This window comes from Paenibacillus sp. VTT E-133280 (assembly GCF_002264385.1).
Classification (GTDB): Bacteria; Bacillota; Bacilli; order Paenibacillales; family Paenibacillaceae; genus Paenibacillus_AQ; species Paenibacillus_AQ nitricinens.
On record NZ_NFUX01000003.1, the window covers coordinates 114,903 to 128,632 of the forward strand.

Annotated in this window: 10 protein-coding genes; 7 read left to right on the top strand and 3 right to left on the bottom strand. The window is 43.4% G+C overall.

Annotated features, from left to right (window positions below; genetic code table 11):
- Window positions 1-69: 69 nt before the first annotated feature.
- The 3 genes from CA600_RS02420 to CA600_RS02430 all read left to right on the top strand — a co-directional run bounded on the left by CA600_RS02420 (window position 70) and on the right by CA600_RS02430 (window position 6,392).
- Complete coding sequence (locus tag CA600_RS02420) at window positions 70-2,601, top strand: GH39 family glycosyl hydrolase (protein WP_094868744.1); 2,532 nt, start codon at window positions 70-72, stop codon at window positions 2,599-2,601.
- Between the two features lie 167 nt (window positions 2,602-2,768).
- A complete protein-coding gene (locus CA600_RS02425; RefSeq protein ID WP_094868745.1) occupies window positions 2,769-4,082 on the top strand; it encodes an MFS transporter in 1,314 nt (437 codons plus the stop codon).
- Window positions 4,083-4,118: 36 nt separating this feature from the next.
- Complete coding sequence (locus tag CA600_RS02430; RefSeq protein WP_094868746.1) at window positions 4,119-6,392, top strand: glycoside hydrolase family 3 protein; 2,274 nt, start codon at window positions 4,119-4,121, stop codon at window positions 6,390-6,392.
- A gap of 48 nt (window positions 6,393-6,440) precedes the next feature.
- Here CA600_RS02430 and CA600_RS02435 read toward each other — a convergent pair whose 3' ends face one another.
- Window positions 6,441-7,628 carry a glycosyltransferase family 61 protein gene (locus tag CA600_RS02435; RefSeq protein ID WP_179281495.1) on the bottom strand — a complete coding sequence of 396 codons (1,188 nt, stop codon included), beginning with the start codon at window positions 7,626-7,628 and terminating at the stop codon, window positions 6,441-6,443.
- 221 nt (window positions 7,629-7,849) lie between these two features.
- On the opposite strand from CA600_RS02435, the gene CA600_RS02440 reads away from it, so the two are divergent.
- Both CA600_RS02440 and CA600_RS02445 read left to right on the top strand, forming a co-directional pair.
- Window positions 7,850-8,830 carry an aldo/keto reductase gene (locus CA600_RS02440; RefSeq protein ID WP_094868748.1) on the top strand — a complete coding sequence of 327 codons (981 nt, stop codon included), beginning with the start codon at window positions 7,850-7,852 and terminating at the stop codon, window positions 8,828-8,830.
- A 27-nt stretch (window positions 8,831-8,857) separates the two neighbouring features.
- Window positions 8,858-9,205: a MerR family transcriptional regulator gene (locus CA600_RS02445; RefSeq protein ID WP_094868749.1), complete on the top strand. Its 348-nt coding sequence runs from the start codon at window positions 8,858-8,860 to the stop codon at window positions 9,203-9,205.
- A 41-nt stretch (window positions 9,206-9,246) separates the two neighbouring features.
- Here CA600_RS02445 and CA600_RS02450 read toward each other — a convergent pair whose 3' ends face one another.
- Window positions 9,247-10,110, bottom strand: coding sequence for a helix-turn-helix domain-containing protein (locus tag CA600_RS02450; RefSeq protein WP_094868750.1), 864 nt, complete (start codon window positions 10,108-10,110; stop codon window positions 9,247-9,249).
- 139 nt (window positions 10,111-10,249) lie between these two features.
- On the opposite strand from CA600_RS02450, the gene CA600_RS02455 reads away from it, so the two are divergent.
- Window positions 10,250-11,746, top strand: a complete 1,497-nt coding sequence (locus tag CA600_RS02455; protein ID WP_094868751.1) for a glycoside hydrolase family 43 protein — start codon at window positions 10,250-10,252, stop codon at window positions 11,744-11,746.
- An 83-nt stretch (window positions 11,747-11,829) separates the two neighbouring features.
- On the opposite strand, the gene CA600_RS02460 is transcribed toward CA600_RS02455, so the two are convergent.
- Window positions 11,830-12,372, bottom strand: coding sequence for an RICIN domain-containing protein (locus CA600_RS02460; RefSeq protein WP_094868752.1), 543 nt, complete (start codon window positions 12,370-12,372; stop codon window positions 11,830-11,832).
- A 457-nt stretch (window positions 12,373-12,829) separates the two neighbouring features.
- On the opposite strand from CA600_RS02460, the gene CA600_RS02465 reads away from it, so the two are divergent.
- Window positions 12,830-13,723, top strand: a complete 894-nt coding sequence (locus CA600_RS02465; protein ID WP_094868753.1) for a hypothetical protein — start codon at window positions 12,830-12,832, stop codon at window positions 13,721-13,723.
- Window positions 13,724-13,730 lie beyond the last annotated feature (7 nt).

The following is a 13,730-nucleotide window of genomic DNA, read 5'->3' on the forward strand; positions in this document are numbered from 1 at the left end:
CATCGAATTGACCGCCGAAACGCGACATTGTATGCTACAACAAGATAATGTAAACAAGGAAGTGATTATGTGAGCCATTCCAGCTATGAGCAGCTTGAGACAGAAGGCAAACTACCGTTTGATGTTTCTTTACATAGCGTCAGCTTTGTGCCGAATCATTGGCATACGAGTGTGGAGCTGATTTTTGTGCTGTCTGGTAATCTAGAGGTTTCGACCGGAAACCGTCAATATAGGCTTAAAGAAGGGGATATGCTACTCATTAACCAGTGTTACGTGCATGAAGTTATCGGATTAGATGAGAATATCATCGCTACCTTTCAAATCCCTACAACCTATCTTAAGCAGCACATCCACAATGTGGAAAAGATCAGCTTTGAATGTTATTCTGCAGAAGCCGGTCCTGAGAAGCAAAATGGCTTAGATAACATGCGTCAGCTCATGGCTGAAATGGTACAGCTGAAATACAAAGGTGGGGAAGCCTATGAACTGGGGATGGAAGCACGTATGCTTGGGTTATTCTCTGTTTTGGTCAAACAGTTCAAGCTGCCAAATTCCGGCGAAGCGATGAATATAAAATATATGGAACGAATGATGAGCATCATCACTTATATAGATGAACATTATAAAGACCCGGTGTCGCTGCAGATAATCGCGGAACGAGAGTATTTGTCGGTGCCGTATTTATCCAAATTTTTTAGCGAGAATATTGGGGTCAACTTCCAGACGTACTTAACCAGCATTCGTTTAAAAAATACCGTAGAAGCCCTTTTAAGAGATCAAGAGCATTCCCTTGCTGAACTGGCACTTGAGCAGGGCTTTCCAAACGCGAAATCTTTTTACACTGCATTCAAAAGCCGATATCATATCACACCACATGAATATCGCAAAAAATATCGGCCGCAAACTCACTCGAAACAGGAAGGTTCTACTTCCGGATACTTAGCGTTTAATCAATCCAGCGCACTGGGCATTATTCGGCAATTCCTCCGGCGTAGTCAGTCGCACCAGCTTGAACCCGTGCATCCGGTTGTTCAGCTGTCTGCGAGCATTTCGTTAGACAGGATTCAGCGGCAAATTCAGCATAGCTGGAAAAATATTATTACAATCAGTAAAGCAAATGAAGGACTTCAAAGTGATGTACAAGCTCATTTGAAATATGTACAAGAGCGGTGTCCGTTTCGCTATTTACGTTTTCATGGAATTTTTGATGATTCAATGATGGTGTACCGGGAGGATCACGAAGGGCAGGCACATTATAATTTTCGCTTTGTAGATCAGTTGTTTGATTTTCTGTTATCGATCGGCTTGAAACCTTTTATAGAACTGGGCTTTATGCCTTTTGATCTCGCAGTAGACAGCAGTAAACATGTATTTTATGAAAAGAGTTACGTGAGTCCACCTAAATCCATGGACCGTTGGTGTGAATTAGTTGATCGCTTTATTCGCCATTGTCTCAGTCGGTACGGTCTTGAAGAGGTGGAAAGCTGGAGGTTTGAATTCTGGAATGAACCGGAATATGGATTGTTCTGGCCTGCGACGGAAGAAGCGTACAACGAATTGTATGCCCGAACGTTCGACACCCTCAAAGCCATCTCTCTGAACCTACAGATTGGCGCTCCTGGTAGAATTATTACGCTGAACTCCAATGCGTTTTGTGAACAGTTTTTCACATTCTGCAAAGAACGGGGTTGTCTTCCAGATTTTATCCCGTTACATTTTTATCCGCATGAGGACATGGATGATCTGCTTAGTAACAATTGGGGGCAAAAAGAACTATCAAGTGAAAAAGAAATGTCTCCCCTGACAGTAGAGGGGTTCAACAAAGTGTCCCCAAACCCTGACTATTTGAAGGAATCACTGGTGCGTGAAATCGGGCTGCTCGCTGAGTTAGGACTTAGCGGACAAGAGCTATATTTAACCGAATGGAATTCAACAGCATTTCATCGCGAATTGACCAATGACACATTATATAAAGCTGCATATATCGTAAAGAATATCATCGAAAATCTCGACAGCATCAGTGGGTTCGGATATTGGGTACTGAGTGACAATATTGAAGAAACAGCGGCTTCATCCCGGATGTTTCATGGTGGGCTTGGACTTATGGCTCAGTATGGAATTCCGAAAGCAGCTATGCATGCCTATGAAATGCTCGCTAAGCTGGGGAATCGGCTAGTCGCACACGAAGAGGGTTATATCGTGACGGCTGGTAGAGGCGGTTATCAGATTCTGGCTTATAATTACTGTCACTTTGATGATTTGTACGCGCTTGGTGATACTTCATTCATTACACCTACTAGCCGTTATAGTGGCTTCAAAAACGAGAGGCTTCTTAAAGTTGAGCTCACATTAACTGGATTACCATCTGGCAGATATAAGCAAGTAAACCATACGATCAGCAGGGCACATGGCAGCAGTTTTGACAAGTGGGTAGAGATGGGGGCTCCAACCGTTCTGACTGCAGAGGACACTGCTTATCTAAAAGCTGCCTCTATTCCAGGCAGACAGATTCAGCTTCTTGAAGTAGGTGAAGAGCTTTCTGTTGTCATTAGAATGGAACCTCATAGCGTAGAACTCATTGAGCTGACTCCATTGTTTTGAGAAAATGAGTCAATTTTTAAGCTTCATCTTGATAAAGATTTTTGAAACGCTTTCATTTAGATTAAAAATGAACCTAAAAGTGTGTAATTGACTACCTCTCCTGTAAGAGGTGGTTTATTTTATAATCGAATTGTAAACGTTTTCTAAAAGGATGAGGAGGAATTACAATGACTGGAGCATCGATTAAAGGGCAGGTTCTCACCCCTTTTCGTAGATTGACCTTTGGTATTCTGCTTGGTTACGGCATGATGATGCTGGCACTGATGACACCTGCCACCTTGCTGCTGACCTTTAAAATGATTGAAGTGGATCCGAATGGTTACACCTCTTCCTATGGACTGGTTGCAGGAATTGGCGCAATCTTTGCACTTATCGGAAATCCGATTGGCGGTGCACTCAGTGACCGAACCCATCTTTCGTTCGGACGGCGGCGCACGTGGATTATCCTTGGTCCACTAGTTGGCTGTACAGCGCTGGTATGTACTGGTTTCGCCAACGAGCCTTGGCAGATCATGATTAGCTGGGCAGTCGCACAATTTTTCTTCAATGTAGGGATGGCAGCCTATACAGCGCTTATTCCAGACCAAGTATCTCAGGAAAAACAAGGGACAATCTCAGGATTAATCGGTCTCACTATTCCAATCGCTATGACGGTAGGGATGATCATGATGACAGTGATGACCTCAGTTTCTTCAGAAATTAAGTGGCTTTTGCTCGGAGTAATCGGCATCATAGGTCCACTCCTCAGTACGTTGATTATTAAAGAAGGTAAAGTAGAACTTGTTCCCAAGACAAATAATCAAATATCGCTGGGTAAGAAGCTGAGTACGATTTTTCCTAGTCCACGCAAATTCCCGGAATTCTCTTGGGCTTTCGTATCCAAGTTCCTGATCATGATGGGATATTGTAGCACTTTATACCTCACAGTCATGCTGGTAAACCGGATGGGACTTACGGAAGAGCTGGCTACCGCAAAGGTTGCTACGATTAATATCGTTATGCTAGTGGGTGTTGCAATTACAAGTATCTTCGGTGGGGTGTTGTCAGATAAATTTGGTAAGCAAAAACCATTCCTGATCGTTTCAGGGTTCATCATTGCTATTGGGGTTCTGTTGTTTGCCTTTGTGCCAAGTTATCCGGCCTACATTGCCGGAGCTGCAGTGATCGGATTGGGCTTTGGCTGCTTCTCAGCCGTAGATATGGCACTCGTTGCACGGATTCTTCCAAGTAAAGAGGATTCAGCCAAAGACTTTGGAATTATGAACGTAGCTAATGCGTTGCCTCAGTCCATTGTTCCAGCAATTGCTCCCGTGCTGTTAGGCATTGGCAGCTGGACCTTCTTTTATATCTTCCTTGCCGTCTGCACCATATTCGGTATGCTGGCAGTGAAGCCACTTCCAGAAGTGGGAACAGAGAAAAGAGCTCAAACTGCTGAACTGACGGCTGTCGAAACACAATCACAAAAAGCCAATTTGGTCTAAGAAAAAACAAACAAGAAAACAGTGGAGGGAAACCAAATGAATCAGAGAGAGACTATTAAAACTAAAAGCCATCATACCATTTCTTACGTAAGCAATAAGGGCGGTCCAACCTTGGGTTATTCCCCTGAATCTGGAGTGCAGATTCTCCAGCAGGACGGACTGTTCTTCAAAGATTTAAATCGTAATGGCAAGCTGGATAAATATGAGGACTGGCGATTGACGCCACAAGAGCGGGCTGAAGATTTGGCTTCACAGATGAGTATTGAACAAATTGCTGGACTCATGCTGTATAGTCGTCATCAATCCATCCCAGCAGTTAGCAGCAGCTGGTTCTCAGGAACTTATAACGGTAAATCCTATGAGGAGAGCGGAGCCAAGCCATGGGAGCTTACCGATGAACAGCTGGCATTTCTGGCACAGGACCATCTAAGACATATTCTGGTGACCACCGTGGAAACTCCGGAAATTGCCGCCCTGTGGAACAACCAGGTACAAGCATTTGCAGAAGGAAGCGGTCTAGGGATTCCAGCCAACAACAGCTCCGATCCTCGCCATGGCTCAGATTCTAGCTCGGAGTTTAATGCTGGAGCTGGTGGACAAATCTCCATGTGGCCTGAGACGCTGGGTCTTGCGGCTACCTTCGATCCGAAGATCACTTATCAGTTCGGGCAAGTTGCCTCGCGTGAGTATCGCGCACTGGGTCTAGGTACGGCGCTATCGCCGCAAATAGATATAGCTACAGATCCGCGATGGTTTCGCTTTAACGGCACATTTGGTGAGGATTCTAAGTTGTCTGCTGACATGGCAAGAGCCTATGTCGACGGCTTCCAGAGCTCGGAAGATGAGCGGGAGATTCACGAAGGCTGGGGATATGATAGTGTGAACGCTATGGTAAAACATTGGCCTGGCGGTGGTTCCGGGGAAGGCGGAAGGGATGCGCATTATGCTTGCGGCAAGTATGCCGTCTATCCGGGCGGTAACTTTGAAGAACATCTTATTCCTTTTACAGAAGGAGCTTTTAAGCTGGATGGCCCAACCAAGCAGTCTTCAGCTGTCATGCCATATTACACAATTTCTACAGATCAAGATCAGTTGAACGGGGAGAATGTCGGAAATTCTTATAATTCCTATCTTATTACCGATCTGCTTCGGGAAAAATACGGTTACGATGGTGTTGTGTGCACAGATTGGCTCATTACAGCAGACGAATCAGATAGTAAGGATTCCTTTCTCAGTGGTAAACCTTGGGGAGTGGAGGGTATGTCCGTCGCAGAACGGCATTACAAGCTCTTGATGGCAGGCGTTGACCAATTCGGCGGCAACAATGAGATGGAGCCAGTCCTTGAAGCATACCGAATGGGAGTAGCTGAGCATGGAGAGGTATGGATGCGGAATCGCTTTGAGCGGTCAGCTGTTCGGCTTCTACTTAATATTTTCCGTCTGGGTCTCTTCGAGAACCCGTATTTAAAGCCTGAGGCGAGCGCTCAGATTGTTGGGAATCCGGCGTTTATGCAATCAGGCTATGATGCACAGCTGAAGTCGATCGTGCTGCTGAAGAACAAAAATCGGGTATTGCCGTTGGTAGCGAAACAAACCGTATTTATTCCGAAGCGTTATACTCCAGCAGGAAAGGATTGGTTCGGCAACCCAACGCCCGAAAAGACAGAATATCCGGTGAACCTGGAGGTTGTGTCTAAATATTATCATGTGACAGATCAGCCGGATAAAGCAGACTTTGCTCTCGTCATCATAAGCAGTCCCAAATCAGGAGTAGGCTTTAGTCAGGAAGATTCTGATCAAGGCGGTAACGGCTACGTGCCGATCAGCTTGCAGTATAGACCGTACACTGCGGAACATGCTCGGGAGCAGAGCTTAGCTGGAGATGCGCGGGATAACGATGTACTTAACCGTTCTTATAAAGGAAAAACCGTTGTTACGCATAATGAGAGCGATCTGGATCATGTCCTGGAAGCTCGCAAGCTGATGAAAGACAAACCGGTAATTGTGTCAATGTTGCTGTCCAATCCTTCGGTTGTTGCAGAATTTGAGGGAGAGGCTGATGTTATCCTTGTTAACTTTGGGTTGCAGGATCAAGCACTTATGGAGGTTTTAACGGGTGCGGAGGAGCCTTCTGGATTGCTTCCAGTACAAATGCCATCAGGTATGCAAACGGTAGAAGAGCAGCTGGAAGATGTGGCGCGTGACATGGAATGTCATGTGGATTCAGAAGGACATGTATATGATTTTGCCTTTGGAATGAATTGGAATGGTGTTATAGAGGATGAAAGAACGAAAAATTACCGGAAATAAGAACCGTTCTGCGGAAAAATAAAAGCGAAGCACCGCCTGAAGAATTTATCAGGCGGTGCTTTGTGGATCTATCGGATTTCCGATAATGGAGCTATAAATTCCTGTAACCGATCCTGCCAAATGCAAAATCTGCTTCAGACGATCCATATCCACATAGATATCTTCGAATCCCGGAAAACGAATAGCAGGATCTGGCCAGCCTTGACCATACATCATGTAATAATCAAGAGCGTTATGGTTGCTGATCATCCAATACGTTGGAACGACATGCTGTTTATGAACAATTTCGATAACTTGTGTTCCAGGTTGACAAAACGCCAAATTGGCCAGTCCAGCGCCATGCGCTCCCAAGATTAGCTTAGCCGAAGCGAATAACTGGATTTGCTGTGCAACCGTCCAATCCTCAAGGTGAATAGGTTGAATGCTATATTCTTCAAGGCAGCGTATAACTTCCTCTTCATTGACCAAGCGCCTGGTGCTTGCTTTGTTTCGAGAAATATAAATGCGCTCAGGTGTAGCGAGTGTTGATTCCCTATGAGGTAGTAATAATTTACGTAGCGTATCCGTGGTCCACGGGGGATAGTGGGAATTCATCATCAAAGAAGGGATAAGTAGCTGATCAGCTTCAAAGAAAGCTTCAGGATTTGTCCGGATTACTGAAGACTCTGATATCCCGAGCATAGCCCAGGTTTGTTCCACAAATGGTCCATATGGATTTGGATTCATGAGGATGGAGGTATAAGGAATTCCACTCATTTTGAGCATCGCCAACCTAGGGAGCACATCATACAACCAGTGGAAATAGTTATAGCTTCCGCAAAACGTCAACACAGCCACAGTTCCTTCTAAATATTGAAGTTTTGGATCATTCCACTGGTGGAATACAGGGTGTTCCTCTGCTTCTAGCATTCTATTTTGCATGGCGTCATATTCCTGTGACAGATCAAAGATCAGCTTTCCTTCCGGAGATAGAACAGCACCAGATTCTCCCCATACCCTTCCACTCGAGATAGTGGCTACGTATCCGCCAATAGGCTGTAAACAATAAGGTGTCAGTGCAGGATGAATGCTCGATTCAGTGCTTTTAGGAGCAATGAAATGGGCAGCCCTACCGAAATCAAAGGGAATAACCTGTCCAGCTTTATGGATAGTTCTTTTTTGTCCCCATTCTGCTTCAAGTTCCAAGATGCTCCGGTAATATCCAGAGGGCGTTCCCCCGTTCACAGAAAAACTCATCGTTTCACCTCTTTTGGCCAAGTAGAACTCTAGAAACATCATTAAGCTATTCTATGGAACAAAGAACTTAACGACACAATTCCTTCGGAAAAGGGCGAGTGAACAGCGTTAAAAGCAGTCAACTTTATAAATAGCTTGACTTGGAGTGAACTCCAAGTGAAATAATAACAGATAACTGCTAGTGAACCTTACCTTCTATTGAAAGAGAGGAGTCATTGTAAATGGACTATGTGAAACTTGGCAATACTGGCTTAGAAGTATCCCGGCTGTGTCTTGGCTGTATGAGCTTTGGGGTAGCAGAACGCTGGATCCATCAGTGGGTGCTTGATGAGGAGCAGAGTCGGCTGATCATAAAAAAAGCTCTAGAGCTCGGAATTAACTTTTTTGATACGGCTAATGTGTATTCTGACGGAACGAGTGAGGAGATTCTTGGACGGGCACTCAAGGATTATGCTAATCGAGATGAAATTGTCCTCGCCACTAAAGTTTATAATCGTATGCATGAAGGACCCAATGGTGCCGGACTTTCCCGAAAAGCAATTATGAGTGAAATCGATAAGAGTCTAAAAAGATTGGGAACAGACTATGTGGATTTGTACCAGATTCATCGCTGGGATTATCACACACCTATCGAGGAAACGATGGAGGCACTTCATGATGTGGTTAAGGCGGGAAAGGCAAGATATATTGGTGCTTCTGCAATGTATGCTTGGCAATTTCAGAAAGCTTTATATGTAGCGGAGAAGAATGGCTGGACCCGGTTTGTATCCATGCAGAATCACCTCAACCTTATCTACCGTGAAGAAGAGCGCGAGATGTTACCACTTTGTAAGGAAGAAAAAATTGGTGTTATTCCATATAGTCCGTTGGCCTCCGGTAGATTAACTCGCGACTGGACAGTATCAACACATCGTTCAGAGACCGATCAAATACAAAAATCCAAATATGATGGAACTGCAGATGCTGATCGTTTAGTTGTGGAGCGGGTAGCTGCAATTGCCGAAAAGCATGGTGTTCCGCGGATTCATATTGCTCTTGCATGGTTGCTTCAAAAAGAACCGGTAACTGCTCCAATTATTGGTGCTACGAAAATGTCTCATCTCGAAGATGCTGTAGGAGCGTTATCCATTACGTTAACACCTCAAGAAATTACGTTCTTGGAAGAACCCTATACACCGCATCCAATCATTGGTTTTAATTAATATTGAGGATCGGAGGATAATGAAAGTATGACCATTACAGAAGTAAGTGAAAAATTTAATCTTACGCCGGATACGCTCCGCTATTATGAACGCATCGGTATTATTCCACACGTGAATCGCAATAAAAGTGGAAATAGAGATTATTCGGAAGAAGACTGCAGGTGGATTGAACATATCAAGTGTATGCGAGGCATTGGGCTTCCTGTTGAAATCTTGATTAAGTATGTCGAGCTGTATAGACAGGGCGATGAGGCTAATCATGCTAGAGTAGAACTCTTGATTGATCAGCGGAAGCAGCTTTTATCTAGAATGGAAGAGATGAACAGAGTAATGGAACGGATGGATGCAAAAATTGAACGATTGAGTAAACAATAAGTCCTCTTTTGAGGGCTTATTGTTGTGTTAAGGATGTTCTTTTATAGATTCTTCCGATAAGCTTTGGGAGACATACCGTAGGTTTTGGTGAATTGTCGTGTAAAGTAATTGCTATCGCTAAACCCGCTTTCATGTGAGATCTGAGTAATACTGAAGTCAGAATGCTTCAACAAGCTGCAAGCCCGTTCCAGACGCAATCGATGGAGATAGGAGATAGGAGTCGTATGATAGTAAGAGCGAAAGATCCGGTTTAAATGTCTAACGGATACCCCTGAGTGTGCGGCGATTTGATCCAGCGACAACGCTTCAAGATAATGGTCTTCCATAAAAGAGAGCGACTTCGCTAAATGTATTAGGTGATTATCCAGGCTGCCTTTATCCTGTTTTTCATAATGCCTTGATAAATAGACAACCAGCTCCATAAATCGTGAGACGAGCAAAGTCTGATATCCTTGAAGTTTGTGGCTATATTCTTCAATCATACCGGCAATGAGTGTAGTGACAAATTCCAGCATGGGAATTGGCAAGCTTAGTTTACTTGTGTAGGCGTGTTTATGACGATACAACGGCTCCAATACAAACAGCGCCTGAAAGCCGTTCGAAGTTCGCAGATCTGATCCAGCTGTCGACAGCATTTCAGGCTTGTACATAATATTACAGATCTTAAAATCCTGAGGATCTTTAAAAGCATGCGGGGTTGAACCATTAATAACAAAGACATTCCCCTTTTTGATGAATGATTCTTCGGTATTCACAATATGAGTAGCAGTACCACTCAAGACAATTACGAGCTCTGAAAAGTCCACATGTCTATGAAGGTCAGTATCATTGTCGTGGAAGCCGTATTGAATAAAAAATGGGAATTTCTGATCTGATGTAAACCAATTTAAATAAAATTCGCTCAATCCGTAACCCTCCAAAAGAATGTCTAGATGAATGTCTATATCATGCTATTTTACGACTGGATAATCAAGGTTTATCGTTTAGCTAGTGGAGTATAATCCTTGACATAGATGCAAATGTTCAATAAAAGGAGAATGCTTCATGAAATATAACAATCCGATATTACCAGGTTTTTATCCAGATCCAAGCATTTGCAGAGTAGGCGAGGATTACTTTTTGGTAAACAGTTCATTTGCTTACTCTCCGGGAATCCCCATTTGGCATAGTAAAGATTTAGTCCATTGGAAGCAGCTCGGATATTGCTTAACGCGTGATTCCCAGCTTCAATTTGATACATCGGTCGTGTCTGGAGGGGTGTGGGCACCAACCATTCGTCATCATAACGGTCGATTCTACATGGTGACGACAAATCAGGATAGCGGTGGACACTTCTACGTTTGGACGGTAGACCCAGCAGGTGAGTGGTCGGATCCTATTTACGTGGATCAGGAAGGGATTGATCCCTCCTTATTTTTTGACGGTGGAAAAGTGTATTTTACAAGCACTGGCACCAAAGATGGTATGGGAATCTACCAATGTGAGATTGATATTGAAACGGGCAATAAGCTGAGCGATTCTCGCTTAATATGGACAGGCAGTGGCGGTAAATTTCCTGAAGGACCACATCTTTATAATATAAATGGCTACTATTATTTAATGTGTGCTGAAGGCGGGACAGAATATGGACATATGGAGACCATAGCAAGAAGTAAATCACCCTATGGACCCTTTGAATCCTCTCCCTGGAATCCCATTTTGACTCACCGGAGCTCGGATTACCCTATTCAAGCTACGGGACATGGCGATCTGGTAGAAGCACAGGATGGCAGCTGGTGGGCGGTATTGTTAGGGATACGACCAGTAGGATATCCATATCGACATCATCTTGGTAGAGAGACATTCCTTGCTCCGGTCCATTGGAGTGAAGATGGATGGCCGATGATTGGAGATCACGGTGTTGTTGGATTAGAAATGGAAGCTGACACTCCACCACCAGTGCTATGGGAAAATGAGCCTGAGACCGATGATTTTAATCGATCTGATTTAAGAATGAGCTGGAACTTTATCCGCAATGCTAAAAAAGTCGATTGGTCTTTGCAAGAGCGACCAGGGTGGCTAGCATTATATGGAGCGGATGTGAGATTAAGCGAACAGGGAACGCCTGCATTTATTGGCTGTAGACAGCGCCACTTGGATTGTGAAATCTCTACTAAAATGGAATTCAACCCACTAGATGGTGATGAAGCAGGTCTTGTTGTGTTTATGGATCGGATGTATCACTACGCAATCGGGCTAACCCAGGTAGAGGGTGAAAATGTGATTACGCTGCGAAGACAAGTGGGTAGCATAAGTGATGTGAAATATTCTTCTCCATTTGAAGGCACAGTCGTAGAATTGAGGATTCAAGCATTACCTGAGAAATATTTGTTCTTTTATCGAGGTGAAGATCAGTTATGGCATCCACTTGGTGAAGCGGAGACGCACTTGATCTCTACAGAAGTGGCAGGCGGATTTACCGGAGTGTTCTTTGGAATGTATAACTACTCAACCAACCGAACAATCGCATATTATGATTGGTTCCGCTATCAAAAGGAATGACAATCCAAAAAAATGTTAAATTAGGAAATGGCGGTGCTCGGGATGTTATCCCAGCACCGTCATTTCTTGTATTCGGCAATAGCTTAATTTTTCCGTATATATTCTATATACCAGTGCTGATTGTGACCGCCGTTATCGCTCCATTGAATGGCCTGCGCACCGCTGGTTTTATCTTGTCCCGATATATCTAATAACTTGCCACTGGCCCGGTTTTTAATTTTATACGAGTTTTTTTCACCAGTCGGAATAAGTTCCCACTGTTGGTTCCACCCGGTATTGCTCGGCCATTGAATAACACTGGCCCCATCGGATGATGATGATCCGTTGACATCCAATAAATCTCCGCTAGCTATGTTTCTGAAATTATAATATCCGTTCTCTGCAGTTTCGAGATACCATTTCTGATAATCTAATCCTTGATCGATGTATTGTACGATAAGCGCACCGTCCGCTTGTGAATCCGCTCCGCTGACTGACAGCACGTTATTGCTGTGTTCATTGATAATTCTGAGAGGGATTGGCACTCCAGCGTGCGTCGTTGAAGTTAGTGCGAGTGATGATGCAGATACAACTAACACAAGTGCCAAAATCGTTTTCAAACCGTAGCGAATGAGAGATCGTTTCATGAAAATACACTCCTTCTTCAATTTAATTTAATTGCGGCCTGTCCAATTTTAAAAAAGTTTTATGTATTCAATTTAATCACCTCCTAAATCGGTAAATGTACTGCATATCATGTAATAGAATCTGAAAAATCTATCTTCAAAAGTAAATAGATTAAATATAAATAAATAATGGTTCATTTGCTAAGAATATACTTTAATATAAAATAATGAGTCAATATGATTTTTTTCACTATTTATATAAAAATAATAATGTCAACTGCTTTAAATGAGCATATCAAAAACAAAAAAAATACTCACCGGATCATAAAAAGAAACGGCCAAATCCGTATCTTTTTGTGGGCATTCATGATATTGAATTTCTAGGTTCAGTGCTAATAGGAAATATCTTCTTGTCTACTTTTTAAGATATTCTTGGTAAGGTAAGGGGATATCAATAAATAAGAGGTGATGAGTTGTAATGATTAAGAAATACTGCTTGTTCTGTGATGAGATGGTATCCATTACATCGGAAGGCGATTACGATAGATATTTAGGCTGTAATTGTTCTCCTGACGGGTTCTATAGCTTATTGAGAGACAGCTATGAGCCTATAAATTCTCTTGCGCATTCAAAGAAACGCGATATGTTTCATGTAGTATCGGCTTATATACGGGAGCTGACAGATCGTGGAGAGAAGGTCAGTTTATCGGCCGGTGATTTAGAATCCATTGTAAATTCCTCGAAAATTCCAGTGACGATTGAAGATAAAGGCAACCGTTTACTGCAATACTTATACAGACATTCTGAAGCCCCAGGGGAATCCGTTGTTATTCAGCCACTCTCCAGTAGCTATAACCTAACGTATTCACCTAATCTGCAAGAACTGGTATATATCATAGATAAGCTGATAAACGAGCAGTTTATGATCAGGGAGGGCATGACCTTTAAGCTGACGGACGAGGGATGGAATGAAGCTGCCGCAATCGCAGGAGGCAAAAAATTAAAACCCTGTATCGTTCTATTGTCAGATGCGGAGGATTTGCACACGGAGTGGGTGGATAAGCTGCTTCCTAAAATCGAGCAGTTTGGTTATATTCCACGGCTACTAAGGCATACGTCAACGCAAAACCGTGAACCGTATTCCTTGGAGCTTATAGAAGAGAGCAAACTGATTATCGCTGATTTAACCGGCCAATCCCCTGAAGTGTATTTTACTGCAGGATATGCACTCGGGTTGAACATTCCAGTAATTTGGACTGTAAACAGCAGCGATGCTAATGATCTTTTCGTACAAGTGAAAAATATCCGTCCTATCGTTTGGGATACAGCTGAAGAGCTGGTAGTTTTGCTCCAGCAGAAGTTGAGTTTATAGAGTCTAT

Excerpts from the sequence above, each read along its gene's own strand:
- CA600_RS02425 (WP_094868745.1), top strand. The coding sequence starts at position 2,769 with ATGACTGGAGCATCGATTAAAGGGCAGGTTCTCACCCCTTTTCGTAGA.
- CA600_RS02430 (WP_094868746.1), top strand. The coding sequence starts at position 4,119 with ATGAATCAGAGAGAGACTATTAAAACTAAAAGCCATCATACCATTTCT.
- CA600_RS02435 (WP_179281495.1), bottom strand. The coding sequence starts at position 7,628 with ATGAGTTTTTCTGTGAACGGGGGAACGCCCTCTGGATATTACCGGAGC.
- CA600_RS02440 (WP_094868748.1), top strand. The coding sequence starts at position 7,850 with ATGGACTATGTGAAACTTGGCAATACTGGCTTAGAAGTATCCCGGCTG.
- CA600_RS02445 (WP_094868749.1), top strand. The coding sequence starts at position 8,858 with ATGACCATTACAGAAGTAAGTGAAAAATTTAATCTTACGCCGGATACG.
- CA600_RS02455 (WP_094868751.1), top strand. The coding sequence starts at position 10,250 with ATGAAATATAACAATCCGATATTACCAGGTTTTTATCCAGATCCAAGC.
- CA600_RS02460 (WP_094868752.1), bottom strand. The coding sequence starts at position 12,372 with ATGAAACGATCTCTCATTCGCTACGGTTTGAAAACGATTTTGGCACTT.
- CA600_RS02465 (WP_094868753.1), top strand. The coding sequence starts at position 12,830 with ATGATTAAGAAATACTGCTTGTTCTGTGATGAGATGGTATCCATTACA.